We start from the raw sequence: 22,079 nt of genomic DNA, 5'->3' as shown, positions 1-22,079 counted from the left end.
CGTATGTCGGCGAGATGTACTTGATCGAATTGCTCAGCGAGTAGTTGCCCCAGACGTTATCGACGTCTGCTGCATGCGTGGCCAGAATGCCATTGAACCGGTCAAGCAGTTCCCACAGCGTTTCAGTTGATGCTGTGAAGCTCGGGCGTGCGCCTATGGCGGGAACTGCCCGAACATGCTGAACGCGACTACAAATCCGCCGTTAGTCGCGGATCAGCGCCTTGACGTCGGCGTAGAGCTGGGCATCGACTTCGATGCCGTTTGCTTCGCTTCGAACCCTTGCCTCGAATCGCCGTTGCGACGGCAGCCGCGCGCCCTGCCCGGCAATCGCGTCGAACATCGCTTCGGCGTACCTGTCGCCTTCCGTGCGCTTGCCCGCCGCGAACATGTCCGGATTGAAGGCGAGCACAAGTTCGCCATGGCAGGGCGTGGCACCCACACCTTCATCGAATTTCTGCGATTCGAGGCTGGTCAGATCCCCAAGCAGAGGGCCGGCAAGCAGTTCGACCATCGCCGACAGGGCCGACCCTTTATGGCCGCCGAACGTGAGCATGGCACCTTTCATCGCTGCAGCCGGATCCGTCGTCGGCTGCCCCGCCTCGTCGACGGCCCAGCCGAGGGGGATTTCCTTGCCGGTTCTTCTGTGCAACTCGATGTCGCCGCGGGCGATCGCGCTTGTCGCAAAATCGAAAACGAATGGAAACTTGCCTGCCCGAGGCCACGCAAAGGCGATCGGGTTGGTTCCGAATACCGGCTTGGTGCCGCCCGCCGGGGCGACCCAGCTATGACTTGGGGTCATCGCTATCGCGGCGAGTCCCTCGCTCGCGATGGCCTCCACCTCGGGCCACAGAGCCGAAAAGTGGAAGCAGTTGTTGATCGAGAGTGCCGCGATGCCCACGCTCCGCGCCTTTTCGACGAGAACCTTGCTGCCCAGTTCGAAGGCGAGCTGTGAATATCCGAAGCCGGCATCGACACGAACAATCGCGGGCGAAAGCTCACTGACCTGCGGCCTTGCATCGCCCACGAGTTTGCCTTCCCGAAGAGATCTGACGCAGACAAGCAGACGATAAATTCCGTGCGAGTGACACTCATCCCGTTGACCTGCCGTGATCACCCGCGCGATGGCGCGAGCGTGATCTTCGGCCATTCCATTGGACGTCAGTACTCGCAGGGACAACGCGCTGACCTCGTCGAGAGACAGATGTACCTTATCCATTTATGAACCCTTTTTTGGATACAATATTCACGGATTAAGGATAGTCTGCTGCGGCTAGCGGAGTCAAACGAAGACGCGTGGCGAACCGGCCGCACTTGAGCGCGCAGCGGAATGCGTCTAAGAAACCAGACTGTGGAAGTGAAAAAGGCCACGTCCCTTTTGGGAACGTGGCCTTATTTCTTTGGTGCGTGAGGCCGGACTCGAACCGGCACGAGATTGCTCCCGTCAGGACCTAAACCTGGTGCGTCTACCAATTTCGCCACTCACGCGAATTTAAACCTGGCAGGCAGGACCGCTACGATATCGCAAGCGATACAGACCTCTGCGAGACAACTTCTGCGATACCGGCAACAGCCCTTATTCTACGCGGGTTCCCGCGACTTCAGCCCTGCTGCCGACTGTGGAGCGTCGGACCTAAACACGGTGCATCCACCCGTTTCGCCACCCGCGCAGGCGGGCATGACACGATACGCCTGCCTGTTGTCCCGCGTGCTGTCAGCCGCGTCAAAAACACGCGCCCGAAAGCGTAAGCGCGAGATTCTAACCGATTGATTCGCGCTTGTCTGCATTTGCCCGGCATCTGTCCGGGCGGCGCCGATGCTACAATTTTTGGCTTGATGCACGCACGGCGTGCTCCCTCTTCGCCTGCCCTTCCCCACATTCCCAATCCCGTGAATTTCGACGAATATTGCCAGCAGAAAGCGGCACCGCCCGGATCCAGTACTTACTATGCGCTTCGGCAGGCACACGCGGCCAGCCAACCGCTGTTGACCGCGCTGTTCGCGCTGCGCCGCGAGTTCGAGGAAACGGTCAAGGAGACCAGCGATCCGGCCATCGGCCGCACGAAACTCGCGTGGTGGCAAAACGAACTCGCCGCGCTGGCTTCGGGCTCGCCGTCGCATCCGGTGTCCAAGGCGCTGGCCGCCTATCTGCCCGATGTGAAGGCCGCGTACCCGATGCTGCAGGCGCTGCTCGCCGGCTTCGAAATGGACCTCGACCAGGCGCGTTACCTCGACTACCCGAATCTGCGGCGCTATGTGCAAGGCGTCGGCGGCACGTTCGCGTCGCTGGTCGCGCGCGCCACGGCGAAACATGCCACGCAGGCGTCGAACTGGTCCGCGGCGCTTGGCGAAGCGCTGCTGCTCGCGCAGTTCGTGGTCGAAACGGGCAATGACGCGCGCCACGGCCGCATCTATATTCCCGTCGACGAAATGCAGCGCTTCAATGTGACTGCCGCGGATCTGATCAATCGAAAATATAGCGACGCGTTCACCGAGTTGATGCGCTTCGAGACGAAGCGTGCCCGGGACGCGTTGCAGACCGCGCTCGGTGCCGTGCCCGCTAGCGAGCGCCGCTCGCAGCGCACGCTCGTCGCGCAGGCGGCATTGGCGTTGGCTTTGCTGGATGAAATCGAACGCGACGGCTATCACGTTCTGCATCAGCGCATTGCATTGACGCCGATTCGCAAGCTTTGGATCGCGTGGCGCGCCAAGTGAACCACCGGCGTGTCTGCTTCACGCCAGTCGCGTTCAGCACGTCGTCAGACGCGTAACAACGGCAGCGGTTCGAACCGCTGCTGCAGGATCGTCGACGCGTCGAGTCCCCACCACGGCCCGAGCACGGTGGCATAAAGCTGCCGGAAATCGACGCCGACCGGCAAGTTGCCATTGCCATCGAGCCGCGCCAGCACCGGCGGCACGCCATATAGGCCGCCGCGCACGCGTCCGCCCATGACGAAATGCGGCGCCACGGTGCCGTGATCGGTGCCGTTGCTCTGATTCTCACGCGGACGCCGGCCGAACTCGGCATAGGTCATCACCAGCGTATCGTCCCAACGGCCGAGTTCGACGAGCGCCGACTTCATCGACATCAATCCTTCCGCGAGTTGCTTGAGCAGCGCCGCCTGCTGACCTGGCTGGTTCTGGTGCGTGTCGAAACCGTTCAGCGTGAGGCGGATCACCGCGACGCCGGGGCCACCCTGCGGATGTTCTTGCTGCGCGTTACGCGACGAAACTTCCTTCGGAACCCCACCCGCCGCCAGCACCTGCATCGCCGTTTTGATCGAACTGCCGAACGCGCCACCTGGAAACGCGGTCTTCAACGGCGCCTGCCCTTGCGCAGGACGCAGCCGGTCGGCGGCTTTCACAATGTCGTTTTCGACGTCGAGAATATGCGCCAGCTCGGGATTGCGCTCGTGCAGCGATACCGGCGTGGCAAGCCGCGAAGCCTTGACGAACTGCGCCGGATTGACCAGCGCAATTGCGCGCGCGCCGTTCGCGAGCGGCCCCATCTCGGCGCTGCCGATCACCACACCGTCGGCGGCAAAACCTGCGGGCACCGGCGTCTGCGCAAACGCGCGCGTCAGCCATCCTTCGCGCAAATACTGGTCGGAACGCGACGCGGTGTCCCAGATCTCGATCGAGCGGAAATGTGACAGGTTCGGTTGCGCATAGCTCACACCCTGCACGATCGCCAGTTGCTGGTCACGCCACAGCGGCATCAACGGTTGCAAGGACGCATGCAGCGCGGTGCGCTCGTCGAGTTGAATCGCCTGCTCGCGTTTGATGCCAATGTTCTTGCGCAACGGGTAGTACATGGGATCGGCAAAGGGAATCACGGTATTCAAACCGTCGTTGCCCCCCTTCAGTTCGACGAGAATCAACAGGTTGTCGTAGCCGCGTGCCGAAGACGCGCCCGGCGACGCCATCTGCGCGCCGAATGCGCGGGGCAGCCAGAGTGTCGCGCTCGCGGCCGCGCTCATCGAGAGAAAGCTGCGTCGTTTCATCCTGCACCTCGTTCGATTGCCGCGGCGCGAGTCGTATCGCCGTCGACAGACACATTCTTTTTAGCTGCTTGGCGCGTGCCTACTTCAGCTACTCACTTCAATTGATACGCCGGGTCCATCAGCAATGCCTCTAAATACGCACTCGCAGTCGAACCGGTTTCGATCGCATCGACCGGCGTGAGCGGCAGGACCGCATGCTGCAACTGCAACTCGGCCGACAACCCCGGCCTGGCCGTCGGCGCGGTGTTGTAGTGCGCGAGCCATGTCTCGATGTCGAAGCGTACGCCACCTTTGCCGCCTTGAGCGGCTCGCGCCATCGCGCGCTGCAACGGCGGAGCCGCCTGCATGTCGGTCGTCGTGCCGCTTGCCGCGATCCTTGTGTTCATCGGATTGGTCATGCGCCGCGGACCGGCGGCCTCGGTCGCGCGAAACAGTTGCTCGACGAATTGCTTGCGGGCGAGCAGCGTGGAACTGTTGATCCATGTCGTGCCGCCCGGCCATCCTTTGACGTTCGGCGGATAGAACAGGTTCTCGCCGAGCGTGCGGATTTGCGAGGCGAACGGCGCAGTGTTGTCGTAGCCGATGTCGAACGCGCGCAGCGTGCCGACCACGAACTCCGCCGGCGATTTCACGAGGACGCCGCGATTGTCGTCGTCCCAGAACGCGTCGCTCAGGAAGACTCCGCGCAACGCGACCTTGATATCGTAGTGGCTCGCGCGGAACCGCGCCGCGATCGATTCGATGCGCAACGGGTCCGGCGTATCCGAGACAAACTCGCGCCACAGCTTGGTGGTCACGAACGTGGCCGTTTCCGGTCGCGCGAGCAGGATATCGAGCACCTGATCGCCGTCGAACGGGCCCGTCTCGCCGAGCACGGTCTTCTCGCCGTCGTCGTGCTGGTTGGCACGCCACACGTAGGCCTGCGTGTCCGGATCGAGGCTCCAGCCGGTGTACGCGCGCGCGGCCTCCGACACGTCACGCTGCGTGTAGTGTCCTTCGCCGAGCGTGAACAGCTCCATCACTTCACGGGCGAAATTTTCGTTGGGCTTGCCCTTGCGATTGGCCGCGCCGTCGAGGTATTGCAGCATGGCCGGATCTTTCGCGACGTCGTGCAATAGCTCGCCGAAGTTGCCGAGCGCGTCTCGCCGCAACAGCATGTTCTGCAGCGCCATCTGCTGCGGATACGGCACCTTGTCCCGACCCGAGGTGAAGTGGTTATGCCAGAACAGCGTCATGCGCTCGGTGAGCGGCGACGGCGTGGTCAACATCTCGCGCACCCACCATGAGCGTAATAATTCGTAACGCTGCGCGCGCAGTCGCTGCTCTTCGCGACGTTGATCGTCGGTCCACGCCTTCTTCGTCTCGCGTGTCGGGATCGGTTCGAGGACCCAGTCGGGCAACGGCGTGACCGCCTCGGTTCGCGCGCTCGCGAGTAGCTGGTCGACGGCCTGCGCTCGCGTGAGTCCAACGTATTGCGCGAGCTCGGCGCTATCCGGCGCAAAGCCGACGCGCGTCAGGAAGAAGCGCGCATCGTCGGCATCGAGGATGCTCTGTTCACGCTCCGAAGCTGCATGCTCATCGGCGATCGGCGCAGCGTGCTTGATGTGTGGAACACGAGTCGCGCCCGGCTGCACTGCGGCGCCCGGCCCACTCAATGTCACCACCGCCAGGGCAATAACCGATGCCGCGAACCTGCGGCCATGATTACCACGCGCGTGCAATTTCATCATCGATCATCAAGGTTGGCGCGACGTCGTCGAAAAGGCGTGGCGCGTGCAATGCATGCATCGCGCGCTTCGCTGTGACGACTCAACGGCAGACTGAACGGGGAAGTTGACGGGGAAGTGCAACGAATTCTTTCACGCAGGGGAGAAACGTGAAACACGTGCCGAGGGCTGGCACGATAATAGCTACCTCTTATAGAGCTCGCGGACAGCGTCTTCGATATGCTGCCGCAACAGACGCCGTTCGTCGGGCGTCATATGACCATCACGACGACGTTGATCAAGATCGGGAGGAACTGCGGTGCGCAACATGACGTCTGATGCGGGATGGTCGGTGTTCGGGTCGTGGCGGTTGGCCTTGCCCTGCTTGGGCGCGCGCTCGCCGCGCTCACTCGCAACTCTGTCGGCGGAAGGCTGGGCATGGGCGAGCGTTGGTCCTAGTGAGCCTGCAAGCGTACCGGCTACCGCCAGTGCAATCACGCTTAGGCGCACATTCGGCCAAACCCCTCCCTTCATGTTGTTCCCTTCGTGGCGCGGCAACCGGCTACCTCAAATGCGTATGCAAACCCCGATAACGAGCCGGGTGCGAGAGTTTTAGTCGTGTGAAGTATCCACCGAACAGCCGCATTCAGTAAAGGAGTCTACCTGCCCCCGCTTTACGTCGTGCCACAGTGCGGGTAAATTTTGTAACTGACTGTAACCCGTTAAATGATGCAAACGCGCACCACTTTCTAATCGCGCTAAGATGCCGACCATGGAAACCAAAAACCCTTCGAAAATCCTCGTCGTCGACGACGATCCGCGCCTGCGCGATCTGCTGCGCCGCTACCTCGGTGAACAGGGCTTCAACGTCTATGTCGCCGAGAACGCGCCGTCCATGAACAAGCTCTGGGTGCGTGAGCGCTTCGATCTGCTGGTGCTCGATCTGATGCTGCCAGGCGAAGACGGTCTGTCGATCTGCCGCCGCCTGCGCGGCAGCAACGACCGTACGCCGATCATCATGCTGACGGCCAAGGGTGAAGACGTCGACCGGATCGTCGGCCTCGAAATGGGCGCCGACGACTATCTGCCCAAGCCGTTCAACCCGCGCGAGCTGGTTGCGCGCATCCACGCGGTGCTGCGCCGCCAGTCGCCTTCGGAGTTGCCGGGCGCGCCGTCCGAAACCACCGAGGTGTTCGAGTTCGGCGAGTTCGCGTTGAACCTCGCCACCCGCACGCTCACCAAGGCCGGCCAGGAAATTCCGCTGACCACGGGCGAGTTCTCGGTACTCAAGGTGTTCGCGCGTCATCCGCGCCAGCCGCTGTCGCGTGAAAAGCTCATGGAGCTCGCACGCGGCCGTGAGTACGAAGTGTTCGACCGCAGTCTCGATGTGCAGATCTCGCGTCTGCGCAAGCTGATCGAACCCGATCCGGGCAGCCCGCGTTTCATCCAGACCGTCTGGGGCCTGGGTTACGTGTTCATCCCCGACGGTGCAGCCTGAGTTTGTTCTCAGCTCCAGTTTTTGATTTCAGATAAGAAGGGCCCATGCGGATCGACCGGCGCCTCCTGACGCTCGCGTTCGGCGGCCTTTTCTGGCGGACCTTTCTGTTGATCGCGCTGTTGATCGCAGTCAGTCTCGCCGCGTGGTTCCAGAGCTTCCGGGTGATCGAACGCGAGCCGCGCGCACAGCGCGTGGCGTTGCAGCTCGTCGCCATCGTCAAGCTCACGCGTACCGCACTCCTCTATTCCGATCCCGACCTGCGGCGCGCCCTGCTGCAGGATCTGGAAAGCAATGAAGGGGTGCGCGTGTACCCGCGCGAAACCACCGACAAGTACAAACTCCAGCCCGACGAGTCGCTGAACCGGCTGATCGAACACGACATTCGCGGCCGCCTCGGCGACGACACCGTGATTGCCCAGAGCGTGAACGACATCCCCGGCGTCTGGATCAGCTTCAAGATCGACGACGACGACTACTGGGTCGCGCTCGACCGCGATCAGCTCGACAACGCCACCGGTTTGCAATGGGCCGGCTGGGGCGTGTTCGCGCTGGCGCTGTCGCTGTTCGGCGCGGCCTTCATCACGAGTCTCGTGAACCGTCCGTTCGCGCGCCTCGCCATGGCCGCGCGCAAGGTCGGCTCCGGCCAGTCGCCGGAGCCGCTGCCCGAACGCGGCATGGGCGTGGCCGCGGAAACCAATCGCAGTTTCAACCAGATGGTGCAGGACCTCGAACAGCTCGAGGCGGACCGCGCGCTGATGCTCGCGGGCATCTCGCACGATCTGCGCACCCCGCTCGCACGGCTGCGGCTCGAAACCGAAATGAGCCCGTCGGACCAGGCCACCAAAGACGCGATGGTCGACGACATCGAGCAGATGGACATGATCATCGGCCGGTTCCTCGATTACGCGCGGCCCGTGCAACGCGTGCCGGAGCCTGTCGACCTGTCCGTGATCGCGGGCGAGTTGGCCGCGCGCATGCAGAGCGAAGACAGCATGCGCCTGATCACGCGGCTCGCGCCGTCGGCGGTGATCGAGGCCGACGAGACCGACATGCGCCGGGTCGTCGGCAATCTGCTGGAAAACGCGCGCAAGTATGGTCTGAGCGACGGCGACGGTATTCCGCACGTGATCCTGGAAACGCGGGTGTCGCACTCGCGGGTCGAGCTCTCGGTGGTCGACGAAGGCCCCGGCATTCCGGAAGACCAGTTGGCGCTCGTCACACGGCCGTTCTATCGTGTCAATTCGGCGCGCACTCAGGCGAACGGCACGGGCCTTGGCATGGCCATCGTCCAGCGCCTCGTGGGCCGTTACCGCGGCGCGCTGCGCTTGCGCAATCGCACGCCTGGACCGGGTCTCGAGGTCACCATCGAGTTTCCGCTGGCCAAGGGCGCCTGAGCGGAACGGGCATCATCCGCCCTTCGTGAGGATTTGCCGCTTCGACTGATAACTACCCAAATATCAGTCAAAAACTATTGGGATAATTTTTCAATAGAGACACGGCGCATCACGTGTAACGCGTTCGTTGCGACGAGTTGGTCGCTTTAAACATGCAGTTTTTCCGACGCAAGAAGGAGCATTCGCATGAAAACTGTCGGCGATAAAGTTGAAGCGTTCACCGTCACTGCCGCGAAGCCGGGCTTCAACCATCATGAAGAGAACGGCATTTCGGCGTTCGAAGAGATCACGGAGCAGTCGTTCCCGGGCAAGTGGAAGATCATCTACTTCTACCCGAAGGATTTCTCGTTCGTGTGTCCGACGGAAATCGTCGAGTTCAGCAAGTTGGCCAAGGACTTCGAAGAACGCGACGCGGTGTTGATGGGCGGCAGCGTCGACAACGAATTCGTGAAGCTGGCATGGCGCCGCGAGCACAAGGACCTGAACAAGCTGAATCACTATGCCTTCGGCGACGTGAAGGGCGAGTTGATCGACCAGCTCGGCGTGCGTGACAAGGAAGCGGGTGTCGCCTTGCGCGCCACCTTCATCATCGATCCGGACAACACGATCCAGCACGTGTCGGTGAACAACCTGAACGTGGGCCGCAACCCGGAAGAAGTACTGCGGATTCTGGACGGCCTGCAAACGGACGAGCCGTGTGCTTGCAACCGCTCAGTCGGCGGCGGCACGCTCTGAGCCGTGCCTGTCAAAAGCCCGCCTGGCTTGAATGCGCGCAGCGCGACGAGGCTCCTGCCGCTGCGCGCGTCGTAAAACCAATCTCAGTTCTTGATCAGCAGAACCGCAGCCTGAGCTTCAATGCCCTCGCCTCGGCCGAGATAGCCGAGCTTCTCGTTGGTCTTGGCTTTGACGTTGACCCGTTCGACCGGCAGACCGAGATCGGCGGCGATATTGGCGCGCATGCCCTCGATATGCGGCGCCAGCTTCGGCGCCTGCGCCACCACGCTGCTATCCACGTTGGCGATCGAAAAACCCGCCGCCGTCACGCGCGCGAAACATTCACGCAGCAACACGCGGCTGTCAGCGCCGGCGAACTTCGCATCGGTATCGGAAAAATGCCGGCCGATATCGCCCATCGCGGCGGCGCCGAAAATGGCGTCGGTAATGGCGTGCAGCAGCACGTCCGCGTCCGAATGGCCGAGCAGCCCGCGCTCATAAGGAATCGTCACACCGCCGATAATCAACGGACGTCCCGGCACCAGCGCATGCACGTCATACCCTTGCCCAATTCTGAAATCCATATGCGTCAAGTCCTCAAGTCCGCTCATTAAAATTGAAATCGCTCGTCTCGCTCACGACGAAGCCGCCGGCCGGCTCAGAATCGCCTCGGCCAGATCGAAGTCTTCCGGATACGTCACCTTGAAGTTACGCAAGCTGCCCTGCACCAGCTTCGGGGCATGGCCCAGCCACTCGATCGCGCTCGCTTCGTCGGTCAGGTCGTGACCGTCGGCCTGCGCGCGCAGGATCGCCTCGCGCAGCATGCCGATGCGGAACATCTGCGGCGTCTGCGCCTGCCACAAGCCGTCGCGCGCCTCGGTGCGGGCGATCCGCCCATCGGACGAGTTCGCGTCGATCCGTTTCAGCGTGTCCGCCACGGGCAGCGCCATGATGCCGCCCACCGGGTCGTCCTTCAGCGCGCCGATCAGCGTGCGGATCAGCGCGGGCGTGATGCCCGGCCGCGCCGCGTCGTGCACCAGCACCCAGTCGTCGTCATGCGCGCCGAACTCGGCGAGCGCATGCAGACCGTTGAGCACGGACGCCTGGCGCGAGGCCCCGCCGCTGCGGCGCACGGCGAAACGCAAGCCGCCGAAGCGGCGGCCGTCGAAGTGAGCGTCGTCCGGAGCAATCACGACAAGGGTTTGCGCAAACTCGCTGCAGGCGTCGAAAGCCGCCAGCGAGTAATGCAACATGTCGCGGCCGGCGACAGTGCGATATTGTTTGGGCATCGCGGCGCCGGAACGGCTGCCGGTGCCAGCGCACGGAATCAGGGCAAATAGACGGGAAGTCACGAGTGCGGATGCCGCGAAGTCAAAGTAAAAGACGGATTTTATAATAGGTCCTTCGCATCCACGCCCCGACACGCGTAAACTTGCCGGTCACGTGTGAGCCTGAGGCCGCTTTTTCTCTTCTATGCCAGACATCGCCGCATCATCGCAGTACTCCCCGCCCGTCGCGCTCGTCAAGGCCGGCCAGCGTTTCGCCTTCGACGGCACGCACGGCTCGTCCGACGCGCTGCTGATCGCCCGCTACCATCTCGCCTATCGCGAGAAGGTGCCGCTGCTGGCGGTCGTGTGCGAAAGCGCCGTCGACGCGCAGCGTCTGTCGCAGGAAATCGGCTTTTTCGCGCCCGAGGCGCGCGTGCGCCTGCTGCCGGACTGGGAAACGCTCCCTTACGATACCTTTTCACCGCATCAGGATCTGGTCTCGGAGCGGCTCGCCACGCTGCACGATCTCGGCGAAGGCCGCTGCGACATCCTGCTGGTGCCCGCCACCACGGCGCTGTACCGCATGCCGCCCGCCTCGTTCCTGGCGGCCTACACGTTCTCCTTCTCGCAAGGCGAGCGTCTCGACGAGGCCAAACTCAAGGCGCAGTTGACGCTGGCCGGCTACGAGCACGTGAGCCAGGTGGTGCGTCCGGGCGAATACTGCGTACGCGGCTCGCTGCTCGACCTCTATCCGATGGGCTCGCCCTTGCCCTACCGGATCGACCTGTTCGACGACCAGGTCGACTCGATCCGCGCGTTCGACCCGGACACGCAGCGCAGTCTGTACCCGGTGAAAGACGTGCGCCTGCTGCCCGGCCGCGAATTTCCGTTCGACGAAGCCGCCCGCACCGCATTCCGCAGCCGCTGGCGCGAGACCTTCGAGGGCGACCCGAGCCGCGCGTCGATCTATAAGGACATCGGCAACGGCGTGCCGTCGGCGGGGATCGAATACTATCTGCCGCTCTTCTTCGAAGACACCGCCACGCTGTTCCACTATCTGCCCGAAGGCGCGCAACTGGCGTTCGTCGGCGATCTCGAAGCAGCGATCCGGCGCTTCAGCAACGACACGAAGCAGCGCTACAACTTCCTCTCGCACGACCGCGACCGGCCGATTCTGGAGCCGCAGCGCCTGTTCCTGTCGGACGAGGACTTCTTCACACTCGCCAAACCGTTCGCGCGGCTCTCGCTGCCTGCGAACGCGGGCGGCGGCTGGTCGACGCCGCTGCCCAATCTCGCGATCGACCGTCATGCGGAAGATCCGGTCTCGGCCTTGCGCGCGTATCTCGACACCACGCCGAACCGCGTGCTGTTCGCCACCGAGTCAGCAGGCCGGCGTGAAACGCTTTTGCAGTTGCTCGCCGACAATCATCTGCGGCCGGTATCGAGCGATAGCTTCCAGGACTGGCTCACGAGCGACGAGCGCTTTTCATTGGGCGTCGCGCCGCTCGCCAACGGTTTTGCCGTGCCGGTCGACGGCATCGCGATCATCACCGAGACCGAGCTGTATGGTCCGCTCGCGCGTCGCTCGGGGCGCCGCCGCCAGGAACAGGCGAGCAACGTCGATTCGATGGTGCGCGATCTGTCCGAGCTCAAGGTGGGCGATCCGGTCGTGCATTCGCAGCATGGCATCGGCCGCTATATGGGACTCGTCACCATGGATCTCGGCGAGGGCGAGACTGAGTTCCTGCACCTCGAATACGCAGGCGACAGCAAGCTCTATGTGCCGGTCGCGCAGTTGCATGTGATCTCGCGCTATAGCGGCGCCGATCCCGAAAGCGCGCCGCTGCACTCGCTCGGCTCCGGCCAGTGGGAAAAAGCCAAACGCAAGGCCGCGCAGCAGATCCGCGACACCGCGGCCGAACTGCTGAATCTCTACGCACGCCGCGCGGCACGCGAAGGCCATGCGTTCACGCTCGAACCGAAAGACTACGTGAAGTTCGCGGAGAGCTTCGGCTTCGAGGAAACGCCTGACCAGGCCGCGGCGATTGCCGCCGTGATCGGCGACATGACGAGCGGCAAGCCGATGGATCGCCTCGTGTGCGGCGACGTCGGCTTCGGCAAGACCGAAGTGGCACTGCGTGCGGCATTCATCGCGGTGATGGGCGGCAAACAGGTCGCCCTGCTCTCGCCCACCACGCTGCTCGCCGAACAGCACACGCAAACCTTCAGCGACCGCTTCTCCGATTGGCCGGTGCGGATCGCCGAACTGTCCCGCTTCAAATCGACCAAGGAAGTCAACGCGGCGATCCAGCAGATCAACGAAGGCACGGTCGACATCGTGATCGGCACGCACAAGCTGCTCTCGTCCGACGTGCAATTCAAGCGGCTGGGACTCGTGGTCATCGACGAGGAACACCGTTTCGGCGTGCGTCAGAAAGAGGCCCTGAAGGCCTTGCGCGCTGAAGTGGACGTGCTCACGCTCACCGCCACGCCGATTCCGCGTACGCTCGGCATGGCGCTCGAAGGCCTGCGCGATTTCTCCGTGATCGCCACCGCGCCGCAAAAGCGCCTCGCGATCAAAACCTTCGTGCGCCGCGAGGAAGACAGCGTGATTCGCGAAGCCATGCTGCGCGAGTTGAAGCGTGGCGGCCAGGTCTACTTCCTGCACAACGAAGTCGAGACGATCGAGAATCGCCGGCAGATGCTCGAAGCGTTGGTGCCGGAAGCGCGCATCGCAGTCGCGCACGGGCAGATGCATGAACGCGAACTCGAACGCGTGATGCGCGACTTCGTCGCACAACGCGCCAACGTGTTGCTGTGCACGACGATCATCGAAACCGGCATCGACGTGCCGAGCGCGAACACGATCCTGATTCATCGCTCCGACAAGTTCGGCCTTGCGCAATTGCATCAGTTGCGTGGCCGGGTGGGCCGTTCGCATCACCAGGCGTATTCGTATCTGCTGGTTCACGATCCGCAAGGGCTGACCAAACAGGCGCAACGCCGCCTCGAAGCGATCCAGCAGATGGAGGAACTCGGTTCGGGCTTCTATCTGGCCATGCACGACCTCGAGATTCGCGGCACGGGCGAAGTGCTCGGCGACAAGCAGTCGGGCGAGATTCAGGAGATCGGCTTCCAGCTCTACACCGACATGCTGAACGACGCCGTCAAGGCGCTCAAGGAAGGCAAGGAGCCGGACCTCACCGCGCCGCTCGCCGCGACCACCGAGATCAACCTGCACGCGCCGGCGATTCTTCCCGCCGACTATTGCGGCGACGTCCAGGAGCGTCTGTCGCTCTACAAGCGGCTGGCTAATTGCGAACACAACGATTCGATCGACGGCATTCAGGAAGAACTGATCGACCGCTTCGGCAAGTTGCCGCCGCAAGCGCATGCGCTGGTGGAGACGCATCGTCTGCGGCTGGCGGCGAAGCCGTTGGGCATTTCTAAGATCGATGCCGGCGAAGCGGTGATCGGCTTGCAGTTCATCCCCAATCCGCCGATCGACGCGATGCGGATCATCGAGATGGTGCAGAAGCACAAGCACATCAAGCTCGCGGGCCAGGACAAGCTGCGTATCGAAACGCGCAGCCCCGATCTCGCGGTGCGTGTCGCCACGGTCAAGGAAACCTTGCGCGCGCTCGGCACGCCTAGCCGCGGCACCGCGGCCAGCGCTGCTGCGCGATGAATTCATGCAGTACGCCGCGCTAACGCGGCGTTAAAAAAACGGGGTACGTCTAGCGTTTTATCCGTTCATGCTGCGGTGCGCAAACGCGCACCGCAGCATACGAACGTCTTTTTTTTGGGTATGATCGAAAGACTCAAATGCCGGAGTCTTGTCATGTCTCATGTCGCTGAAACAGCGCAGTCCACGCCGCAGTCCACCTCGTCTGCTCCCGTTTCGCTCCCGTGGGTCACTCGTCTCGTGTCGATGGACACGGTCAGCCGTAATCCGAACCTCGGCCTGATCGAAACCGTGCGCGACGAACTACGCGCCGTCGGCATCGAGGCCACGCTCACGCACGACGAAAGCGGCAAATGGGCCAACCTGTTCGCGACGATTCCCGCACACAACGGCGAAACGAACGGCGGCGTGGTGCTGTCGGGCCACACCGACGTCGTGCCCGTGGACGGCCAGCAATGGGACAGCGATCCGTTCAAACCGGAAATTCGCGGTGACAAGCTGTACGGCCGCGGCACCTGCGACATGAAAGGCTTCATCGGCGCGGCGCTAACGCTTGTGCCGGAGATGCAGCGCACAAGACTCGCCAAACCGATTCACTTTGCGCTCTCCTTCGACGAGGAAGTGGGCTGCGCGGGCGCGCCGCTCCTGATTGCCGACCTGATGAAACGCGGCGTGAATCCGGACGGCTGTATCGTCGGCGAGCCGACCAGCATGCGGCCGATCGTGGCGCACAAAGGCATCAATGCTTACCAGTGCTGCGTGCGCGGTCAGGCGGCGCATTCGTCGCTTACGCCGAAGGGTTTGAACGCGATCGAATACGCCGCGCGTCTGATCTGCTACATCCGCGATATGGCCGACCAGTTCCGCGAACAGGGCCCGTTCGACGAACTGTACGACGTGCCCTTCACCACCGCGCAAACCAGTACGATCGTGGGCGGCAATGCGATCAACACGGTGCCGGCCGAATGCAAGTTCCAGTTCGAATTCCGCAACCTGCCCACGCTCGATCCCGAACCGATCTTCGCGCGCATCGATCAATACGCACGCGAAACGCTGTTGCCGAAAATGTTGCGCGAGCATCCATCGGCGGCGATCGAGATCACGAAGATCGCCGCGGCGCCCGGACTCGATTCGTCTGAACAAGCTGCCATCACGCAACTGGTGCGCGCGTTGACCGCCGATCAGGACAAGCGCAAGGTCGCCTACGGCACGGAAGCCGGCCTGTTCTCGCTGGCGGGCATTCCGAGCATCGTATGCGGCCCTGGTAATATCGAGCAGGCGCACAAGCCCAACGAATTCGTCGCGCTGGATCAACTGGTGGCGTGCGAGCGCTTCCTGCAGAAATTCATTCACAGCATGTCGGTCGACGCGCACGCGCGCTGAAACTGTCGCACGTAGAAAGAGTCTTACGCATATCGACCCACGCACGCCCACGCCATGTCAACTGCCACGCCGCAACACACCGACCATACGATCGACGGCGAGCCGATTCCCACGCTCGACGACATCGCCGCACAGCACTTTGCGTTGACGCCGTGGGTGACGCGAACGCCGGTGTTCGACAGGCCGGATTTTCCGTCGCTGGAAGGCACGGTGGTGAACTTCAAGTTCGAATTGTTGCAGGCGGGCGGCAGCTTTAAGGCGCGCGGCGCGTTCACCAATCTGCTCGCACTCGACGAAGCCCAGCGCAGCGCGGGCGTCACTTGCGTGTCAGGCGGCAATCATGCGGTGGCCGTCGCGTATGCGGCCATGCGCCTCGGCATCAGCGCCAAGGTCGTGCTGTTTCACGCGGCCAATCCGGCGCGCGTGGCGCTGTGCCGGCAATATCGCGCCGAGATCGTGTTCGCGCAAGACATTGCCGAGGCATTTGAACTGGTGCGCCGTATCGAGGCCGAAGAAGGCCGCTATTTCGTGCATCCGTTCAATGGCTATCGCACCGTGCTGGGTTCAGCCACGCTCGGCTACGAGTGGGCCACGCAAACGCCCGATCTCGAAGCGGTGATCGTGCCGATCGGCGGCGGCGGCCTCGCGGCGGGTGTCGCGACCGCCATGCGGCTCGCGAATCCGAACGTGCATGTATACGGCGTGGAACCCGAAGGCGCGGACGTCATGGGCAAGAGTTTCGCCGCCAATCACACGGTCAAGATGCGCCAGATGCACGGCATTGCCGACTCGCTCATGTCGCCGCATACCGAGGAATACAGCTACGAATTGTGCCGCCGTCATATCGATCAGCTCGTCACGGTATCCGACGACCAGTTGCGCGCGGCCATGCTGACCTTGTTCGGACAACTGAAGCTCGCCGTCGAACCGGCCTGCGCCGCGGCCACCGCCGGCTTGCTCGGCCCGCTGCGCGAACAGTTGCAAGGCAAGCGCGTCGGCGTTCTGCTGTGCGGCACCAATACCGACCCGGTCACATTTGCCGCGCATATAGAACGCGCGCGGCATAGCGAGTCATAGTTTCACTTTCAAGACAACGCCCGGCCGCCCCAAGTTTTCCGGTCCTGTCGGGGGCTTGGTGGGGAGCGCCAGGTTGGGGACGCTCGTTAGTCAACAATCCCCGCGTTCCTGGCCAAAAGACTAGCCTATCCTCCTCAGGTTGGTATCATTCGATTATCGACTTCTGGGAGAAACCTCTATGAGCATGGTCAAGGAATTCAAGGAATTTGCCCTCAAGGGCAACGTGATGGATCTGGCGGTCGGTGTGATTATCGGCGGCGCCTTCTCCACCATCGTCAATTCAATTGTTAAAGACCTGATCATGCCGGTTGTCGGGCTTGCCACCGGCGGCCTCGACTTCTCCAACAAGTTCGTTCGCCTTGGCGACATTCCGCCTACCTTCAAAGGCAGCCCCGAGTCTTATAAAGACTTGCAAACGGCGGGCGTTGCCGTATTCGGTTATGGCTCGTTCATCACCGTGCTGATCAACTTCGTGATTCTCGCGTTCATCATTTTCCTGATGGTCAAGTTCATCAACAATTTGCGCAAGCCGGCTGAAGCCGCTCCGGCAGAACCGCCGCCGACGCCGGAAGACGTGCTGCTGCTGCGTGAAATCCGCGATTCGTTGAAGACCTCACCGCGTTAACTATTCCGGCGCGTCAGCCGGGGGCAGTCATAAGCAAAAGGCCTGTGGCGATCTGATCGCGACAGGCCTTTTTCATAGCATGCGCCGATGCCGATGGCACACGCGCTCAGGCGTCACGCTGCTCCTTCTGACTCACCGCGCCTTCGATCATCGTCTCGAGCTGGCTGAAGTTGACAGGCTTGGTCAGATGCGAGGTGAAGCCGGCGCTCAGGCAGCGACGCACGTCTTCGTCGGTGCCGAAGCCGGTCAACGCGACCGCGGGCGCGTCCGAGTGCTCGCGAAACGCCTTGATGAAGTCGAGACCGGTGCCGTCGGGCAAACCTACGTCGCTGACGATCAGATCGAAGGTCTGCGATTGAGTCGCGGCCAACGCGTCGTCGACCCGGCCCACGGTCGTGACCTCATGACCGAGGCTGCGAATCAGTTGCTCCATGACCTCGGCGGTGTCCACATGGTCTTCGATCAGCAGGATGTTCAGCAGACCGCTCGAATGCACTTCGTCGGGCACCACGACCGGTGAAGTCACCTCCGGCGCCGCAGCCGTCGGCAACGTGATCGCGAAGGTCGCGCCGCAGTGTGCGCCTGGGCTCTGCGCGGTCACCGTGCCACCGTGCACGTCGGTCAACGCCTTCGTGATCGCGAGTCCGAGGCCTAGGCCGCCGAATTGACGCGTCATGTTCTGGTTGCCCTGCTCGAACGCGTTGAAGAGTTTGCCGATCTGGTCGGGCTCGATGCCGATCCCCGTATCTTCAACCGATATCTGCACGTGCATGCGTTCATCGCGGGTGCGCACATAAATATGGCCGCCGTCCGGCGTGAACTTGGCGGCGTTGCGAATCAGGTTCCACAGCATCTGCTGCAGCCGCGCGCGATCGGCCAGCACGTAATGATGCTGCGCGTCCTTATGGACGTGCACGTCCTGCTGCTTGACCTGAATCTCGCTGCGAAACAGTTCGAGCACGCTGTCGATCACGTCGTGCACGTCGACGGTTTCCAGCGACAGCCGCAGCTTGCCGTTCGCCACGCGCGTGAGATCGAGCAGGTCGTCGATCAGCCGCGCTTCGAGTTCGACGTTACGGCGGATCATGCGCACGCTCGCACGCGCCTGATCGGGCAGATTCGGGATCATCTCGAGCACGCTGGCGCCGGCCAGCACCGGCGTGAGCGGCGTGCGCAATTCGTGCGACAGCATGGCCAGAAAGCGGTCCTTGGCGCGATTGGCTTCTTCGGCGGTCTGGCGGGCGGCCTGCTCCGACGCCAGCAGCCGTTCGCGCTCCTCGATCGCCTCGCGCTGCGAATGAATGTCCGTGCAACTGCCGAACCATTTGCTGACGTTGCCTTCGGCGTCGCGCATCGCCACCACGCGCAAGTCGAACCAGCGATATTCGCCGTCGTGACGGCGAATCCGCAGCTCGTGCCGGTAGTCGCCGGCGTTGCCCGACACCGCTTTGAGCCAGCTACGGCGAATCTCTTCGCGGTCGTCCGGATGCACGGCATCGAGCCAGGCGAGACCGTACGAACAGCTTTCAGCGAGGCCCGTGTAGTCGTACCACTGCTTGGACAGAAAATCGCAGTCGCCCGTGGCGTTGCAGGTCATGACGAGGTGCGGCAGTGCCTCCGACAAGGTGCGGTAATGCTGCTCGCGATCGCGCAGCAGCAACGCTTCGTCCGACGCGCGCTGCAGGCGCACTTGCGAGAGCACCCGTTCGACGGCTTCGGGCAGGTAATCGAGGTAGTCGCCGGATTTCGGCACGACGTCGGACACGCCCGCGCGCAGCGCTTCGATGACACGGGATTCGTCGGTAAAGCCGGTCACGAGGATGGCGGGAATCCGCACGCCTTCCGCGCGCAGACGGCGAAAGAAGTCCAGGCCGGTCTCCGGTCCGCTCAGTTGATAGTCCAGCACCAGCAAGTCGGGACCGCCGCCCGCGAGCCGCTCACGGGCCGCTTCGACGCCGGCGCAGATCGCGACCCGGCAGCCGGCGCGCTCGAGCGACTTGCGCGCGAGCCGCAGGATGCCTTCGTCGTCATCGACGACCAGCACGTAGGCAGCAGGCTGCGTGGACACTTCTTCGGTCATGCGGAGTCTTCTCTGGCTAGGGTCAACAAGCGGTCTATCTTGTCACGAGCGGCTTTCGGCCGGCTTCATGCGAACCTTCCATCACGGCGCCGCGAGACGATGCCCCGAAGGCAGCTTGACCACCTGCAGGAAAAAACCGAGGCGGCGCACGGCTTCGATAAATGCATCGTATTCGACCGGCTTGGTGATGTAGACGTTGCAGCCGAGTTCGTAGCAGCGCGCGATTTCGCGTGGGTCGTCGGTCGTGGTCAGGACGATCACCGGCACGGCGGCCGTCTGCGGCGATTCTTTCAGACGCCGCAAGACTTCGAAACCGTCCACCCGCGGCATTTTCAGATCGAGCAGCACGACGAAATTCAACAGGTCTTCGCGCGCGGGCACAGCGCTGGCAGCGGGGTCGGCCGCGGAACTCGCGGCGGCGTCGGCCGGTGACGGCGCTGGACCGAAGAAATAATCGAGTGCCTGCTGGCCGTCGCGAAAGCGCACGAACCCGTTCGAAATGCCGGCACGGCGCAGATTGCGTTCGACGAGCGTGGCGTGGCCGTCGTCATCTTCGATCAGTACGATGCTGACCGTTTCCCCGTGACTCATATGCTCTCCGTGCTGAACGATTGGTTGATGCCTGCCGCTTGTGATTATCCGCGCCGCCGCCCGCTTCGCCCGCTCAGGTTCAAAGACGCGCGGGCTGTTCCGGCAACACCACGAAAAACGTCGACCCCGCGCCTTCCGCCGACTCAACCCACACGCGGCCCCCATGCCGCTCCACCGTGCGACGCACCACCGCGAGGCCGATGCCGTCGCCGTTCGCGACGTCGCCGTGCAGGCGCTGAAACGCCCGGAATACTTTCGACATATACGCGGCCGGAATGCCGAGGCCGTTGTCGCGCACATAATACGTGCGCATGCGGACCGCGCGCGGCTCGCCCGCCTCGACCGGCTCGACCGGCTCGGGCTCCAGCGCGCCGACTTCGATACGCCCGTTGCGCGCCGGGTCGAGATAATTCAGCGCATTGCCGATCAGATTGCTGAAAATCTGCTCGATCGCGCCCGGGTCGCCCCATGCGGGCGGCAGGTCGCGCACGGTCACCACGGCGGCATGCTGCCCGATCGCGCCCTGCAGCGCGTCGACCACCCGGCCCACCACGCGCCCGACGCTCACCCGCTGCCACTGGTACTCGAGCCGGCCGGCGCGTGAAATCCGCAGCAGCGCGTCGATGATCGCGGCGGCCCGCGTCACGGCCGTGCGCAAATATTGCAAGGACTCGCGCACCTCGCCGTCGAGAATATGCGCCATGCGTCGATGCTCGGCCTCCGGCAATTTTGCCGCCTCGACGACGCTGTCCAGCTCGTCGCACGAGACCTGCAATTCCTTCGAGAAACCTTGCAGATTCACTAACGGCGAGCGCAGATCGTGCGACACGCTGTAGATGAACATTTCATTATCTTGCGTCTCCTGACGCAGTTCCTCATTGACGGCCGCCAATTCCCGCGCGCGCGCTTCGAGCCGCGTTTTTAGCATGGCCTGCTCGGCTTCCGCCTCACGCAGGCGCGCGCCCGTCTGATGCAGCACGGTGTCGAGCGCGGCAATTTCGTCGTTACCCGACAGCGCCGGCGCGAGCGTGCGCCCGCTGCCCAAGCGCTCGGCGTTGTCGGTCAACACTTCCAGCCGCCGGCCGATGCTGCGCGCAAAGGCCACCGCGGTGGCCGCCCAGATCAGCATCGAGCCCAGCACGGCGCCGATCAGCGCGTATTGCTGACGGTCACGGCGCCGCGCGAGCGCGGCCGAGCGTTCGGCGTCGAGCCGCGACGCCTCGTCGCCGAACGCCGCGAGTTCATCGCGAAACACGGCGATCTGCTGCGGCAACGCGCCGGTCTCCAGCGCCGCAAACGAAGTCGGACGATGCCCTTCGTGCAGCGCCTGCGAGATCGCGACGGTCTGCGCGCGATACGCGTCGATCGCCCGCTGCATCTTGTGCACGCGCCCGACCTGTGGCGGCGTGCCGGCGACCAGCACCTCGAGATTCGACAGCCGGTCGCCCAGATCGACCCACACCGTATGGCGGTCGATCAGCGACGCATCGCCGATGACCATCCCCGTGCGAACCCGCGCCGCCTGGCGCAGCAGCGGATCGACGATGGCCGACGACTGATAGAGAATCTGCTTGCTGTTGGTAACCCGCTGCGCGGCCTGCGCTGTCTGCTCCTGGGTATCGAAGACGACGCCAAGAAGCGCCAGCTCGACCACGCTCGGCACTGCAATCAGCAGCAGACCCTTGGTGAATAGTTTCATGTTCGCCCGAAGGGTCGCAAAGGGTCGCTCAAGCTGCGGCGGTTCGCGTGACCGGCCACGCAGCGCCGCGCCGGCGGGACTTTGCGGTGTGGCATCGGCGAGCTCGGCGCAGTGCAGCCGGACGGGCCATTATCGACGTGAATTCGAGATATTTCAACGTAGCGGCACGATGCGCCCGACCACATAAAAATGACTTTTTTATTGGTATGAGATGATTTTTCGGCGCCACGTGCGTCTATGATGGAAACAGATGGGCTGGGAAGCGAAAGCGCGCGGCGAGGCAGTTCGGCATGATTCGTGCGGGAGGCGGTGGAGCGGCGTTGTTGTCGAATCACCGTGAATCCGACCTTGTCGTATG

The 22,079-nt window shown here is 63.2% G+C and carries 17 protein-coding genes and 1 tRNA gene; 8 read left to right on the top strand and 10 right to left on the bottom strand.

The features are described from left to right. Positions 1–202: 202 nt before the first annotated feature. Complete coding sequence (locus HF916_RS37190) at positions 203–1,216, bottom strand: Ldh family oxidoreductase (protein ID WP_168793754.1); 1,014 nt, start codon at positions 1,214–1,216, stop codon at positions 203–205. A gap of 182 nt (positions 1,217–1,398) precedes the next feature. After that, positions 1,399–1,485, bottom strand: a tRNA-Leu gene (locus HF916_RS37185). A gap of 402 nt (positions 1,486–1,887) precedes the next feature. Between HF916_RS37185 and HF916_RS37180 the strand changes: the two genes are divergently transcribed. Next, entirely contained in the window at positions 1,888–2,712 is an 825-nt protein-coding gene (locus tag HF916_RS37180; RefSeq protein WP_168793753.1) for a squalene/phytoene synthase family protein, read from the top strand. A 44-nt stretch (positions 2,713–2,756) separates the two neighbouring features. On the opposite strand, the gene HF916_RS37175 is transcribed toward HF916_RS37180, so the two are convergent. The 3 genes from HF916_RS37175 to HF916_RS37165 form a co-directional block, all read right to left on the bottom strand. Beyond that, positions 2,757–4,001 carry a DUF1501 domain-containing protein gene (locus HF916_RS37175; protein ID WP_168793752.1) on the bottom strand — a complete coding sequence of 415 codons (1,245 nt, stop codon included), beginning with the start codon at positions 3,999–4,001 and terminating at the stop codon, positions 2,757–2,759. Between the two features lie 92 nt (positions 4,002–4,093). Next, on the bottom strand, positions 4,094–5,731 hold the full coding sequence (locus HF916_RS37170) for a DUF1800 domain-containing protein (RefSeq protein ID WP_240975826.1): 1,638 nt from the start codon (positions 5,729–5,731) through the stop codon (positions 4,094–4,096). A gap of 180 nt (positions 5,732–5,911) precedes the next feature. After that, positions 5,912–6,241 (bottom strand): hypothetical protein, encoded by a 330-nt coding sequence (locus HF916_RS37165; RefSeq protein ID WP_168793751.1) that lies wholly within the window; start codon positions 6,239–6,241, stop codon positions 5,912–5,914. Between the two features lie 229 nt (positions 6,242–6,470). On the opposite strand from HF916_RS37165, the gene ompR reads away from it, so the two are divergent. The 3 genes from ompR (at position 6,471) to HF916_RS37150 (ending at position 9,334) form a co-directional block, all read left to right on the top strand. Beyond that, positions 6,471–7,205, top strand: a complete 735-nt coding sequence (ompR, locus tag HF916_RS37160) for an osmolarity response regulator transcription factor OmpR (RefSeq protein ID WP_006048917.1) — start codon at positions 6,471–6,473, stop codon at positions 7,203–7,205. A gap of 44 nt (positions 7,206–7,249) precedes the next feature. Next, positions 7,250–8,599: an ATP-binding protein gene (locus tag HF916_RS37155; RefSeq protein ID WP_054039512.1), complete on the top strand. Its 1,350-nt coding sequence runs from the start codon at positions 7,250–7,252 to the stop codon at positions 8,597–8,599. A gap of 186 nt (positions 8,600–8,785) precedes the next feature. Next, complete coding sequence (locus tag HF916_RS37150) at positions 8,786–9,334, top strand: peroxiredoxin (RefSeq protein ID WP_168793750.1); 549 nt, start codon at positions 8,786–8,788, stop codon at positions 9,332–9,334. Positions 9,335–9,417: 83 nt separating this feature from the next. Here HF916_RS37150 and ispF read toward each other — a convergent pair whose 3' ends face one another. Both ispF and ispD read right to left on the bottom strand, forming a co-directional pair. Then, entirely contained in the window at positions 9,418–9,897 is a 480-nt protein-coding gene (ispF, locus tag HF916_RS37145; protein WP_168793749.1) for a 2-C-methyl-D-erythritol 2,4-cyclodiphosphate synthase, read from the bottom strand. A 51-nt stretch (positions 9,898–9,948) separates the two neighbouring features. After that, positions 9,949–10,665 (bottom strand): 2-C-methyl-D-erythritol 4-phosphate cytidylyltransferase, encoded by a 717-nt coding sequence (gene ispD / locus HF916_RS37140; RefSeq protein ID WP_168793748.1) that lies wholly within the window; start codon positions 10,663–10,665, stop codon positions 9,949–9,951. Positions 10,666–10,786: 121 nt separating this feature from the next. Here ispD and mfd point away from each other — a divergent pair, with 121 nt between their 5' ends. The 4 genes from mfd to mscL all read left to right on the top strand — a co-directional run bounded on the left by mfd (position 10,787) and on the right by mscL (position 17,351). Then, positions 10,787–14,269, top strand: a complete 3,483-nt coding sequence (mfd, locus tag HF916_RS37135) for a transcription-repair coupling factor (protein WP_168793747.1) — start codon at positions 10,787–10,789, stop codon at positions 14,267–14,269. A 153-nt stretch (positions 14,270–14,422) separates the two neighbouring features. Continuing rightward, positions 14,423–15,649, top strand: a complete 1,227-nt coding sequence (argE, locus tag HF916_RS37130; RefSeq protein WP_168793746.1) for an acetylornithine deacetylase — start codon at positions 14,423–14,425, stop codon at positions 15,647–15,649. 54 nt (positions 15,650–15,703) lie between these two features. Beyond that, the gene (locus tag HF916_RS37125; protein ID WP_168793745.1) at positions 15,704–16,726 is read left to right on the top strand and encodes a threonine/serine dehydratase; all 1,023 of its coding nucleotides are present in this window, start codon (positions 15,704–15,706) and stop codon (positions 16,724–16,726) included. A 178-nt stretch (positions 16,727–16,904) separates the two neighbouring features. Next, entirely contained in the window at positions 16,905–17,351 is a 447-nt protein-coding gene (gene mscL, locus HF916_RS37120; protein WP_168793744.1) for a large conductance mechanosensitive channel protein MscL, read from the top strand. A 106-nt stretch (positions 17,352–17,457) separates the two neighbouring features. On the opposite strand, the gene HF916_RS37115 is transcribed toward mscL, so the two are convergent. The 3 genes from HF916_RS37115 to HF916_RS37105 form a co-directional block, all read right to left on the bottom strand. Next, positions 17,458–19,431, bottom strand: coding sequence for a hybrid sensor histidine kinase/response regulator (locus tag HF916_RS37115; protein WP_168793743.1), 1,974 nt, complete (start codon positions 19,429–19,431; stop codon positions 17,458–17,460). Positions 19,432–19,512: 81 nt separating this feature from the next. Further along, complete coding sequence (locus HF916_RS37110) at positions 19,513–20,022, bottom strand: response regulator (RefSeq protein ID WP_168793742.1); 510 nt, start codon at positions 20,020–20,022, stop codon at positions 19,513–19,515. A gap of 79 nt (positions 20,023–20,101) precedes the next feature. Next, positions 20,102–21,721 (bottom strand): sensor histidine kinase, encoded by a 1,620-nt coding sequence (locus HF916_RS37105; RefSeq protein WP_168793741.1) that lies wholly within the window; start codon positions 21,719–21,721, stop codon positions 20,102–20,104. Positions 21,722–22,079 lie beyond the last annotated feature (358 nt).

The organism is Paraburkholderia aromaticivorans, from assembly GCF_012689525.1.
Lineage (GTDB): Bacteria > Pseudomonadota > Gammaproteobacteria > Burkholderiales > Burkholderiaceae > Paraburkholderia > Paraburkholderia aromaticivorans_A.
The sequence above is the reverse complement of the archived record's forward strand: the minus strand, read 5'-3'. Positions and strand labels throughout refer to the sequence as shown.

What these genes read in the sequence shown, in the direction of transcription:
- HF916_RS37190 (WP_168793754.1), bottom strand. Translation starts at nt 1,216, where the DNA reads ATGGATAAGGTACATCTGTCTCTCGACGAGGTCAGCGCGTTGTCCCTG.
- HF916_RS37175 (WP_168793752.1), bottom strand. Translation starts at nt 4,001, where the DNA reads ATGAAACGACGCAGCTTTCTCTCGATGAGCGCGGCCGCGAGCGCGACA.
- HF916_RS37170 (WP_240975826.1), bottom strand. Translation starts at nt 5,731, where the DNA reads ATGATGAAATTGCACGCGCGTGGTAATCATGGCCGCAGGTTCGCGGCA.
- HF916_RS37165 (WP_168793751.1), bottom strand. Translation starts at nt 6,241, where the DNA reads ATGAAGGGAGGGGTTTGGCCGAATGTGCGCCTAAGCGTGATTGCACTG.
- ompR (WP_006048917.1), top strand. Translation starts at nt 6,471, where the DNA reads ATGCCGACCATGGAAACCAAAAACCCTTCGAAAATCCTCGTCGTCGAC.
- HF916_RS37155 (WP_054039512.1), top strand. Translation starts at nt 7,250, where the DNA reads ATGCGGATCGACCGGCGCCTCCTGACGCTCGCGTTCGGCGGCCTTTTC.
- HF916_RS37150 (WP_168793750.1), top strand. Translation starts at nt 8,786, where the DNA reads ATGAAAACTGTCGGCGATAAAGTTGAAGCGTTCACCGTCACTGCCGCG.
- ispF (WP_168793749.1), bottom strand. Translation starts at nt 9,897, where the DNA reads ATGGATTTCAGAATTGGGCAAGGGTATGACGTGCATGCGCTGGTGCCG.
- mfd (WP_168793747.1), top strand. Translation starts at nt 10,787, where the DNA reads ATGCCAGACATCGCCGCATCATCGCAGTACTCCCCGCCCGTCGCGCTC.
- argE (WP_168793746.1), top strand. Translation starts at nt 14,423, where the DNA reads ATGTCTCATGTCGCTGAAACAGCGCAGTCCACGCCGCAGTCCACCTCG.
- HF916_RS37125 (WP_168793745.1), top strand. Translation starts at nt 15,704, where the DNA reads ATGTCAACTGCCACGCCGCAACACACCGACCATACGATCGACGGCGAG.
- mscL (WP_168793744.1), top strand. Translation starts at nt 16,905, where the DNA reads ATGAGCATGGTCAAGGAATTCAAGGAATTTGCCCTCAAGGGCAACGTG.
- HF916_RS37115 (WP_168793743.1), bottom strand. Translation starts at nt 19,431, where the DNA reads ATGACCGAAGAAGTGTCCACGCAGCCTGCTGCCTACGTGCTGGTCGTC.
- HF916_RS37110 (WP_168793742.1), bottom strand. Translation starts at nt 20,022, where the DNA reads ATGAGTCACGGGGAAACGGTCAGCATCGTACTGATCGAAGATGACGAC.
- HF916_RS37105 (WP_168793741.1), bottom strand. Translation starts at nt 21,721, where the DNA reads ATGAAACTATTCACCAAGGGTCTGCTGCTGATTGCAGTGCCGAGCGTG.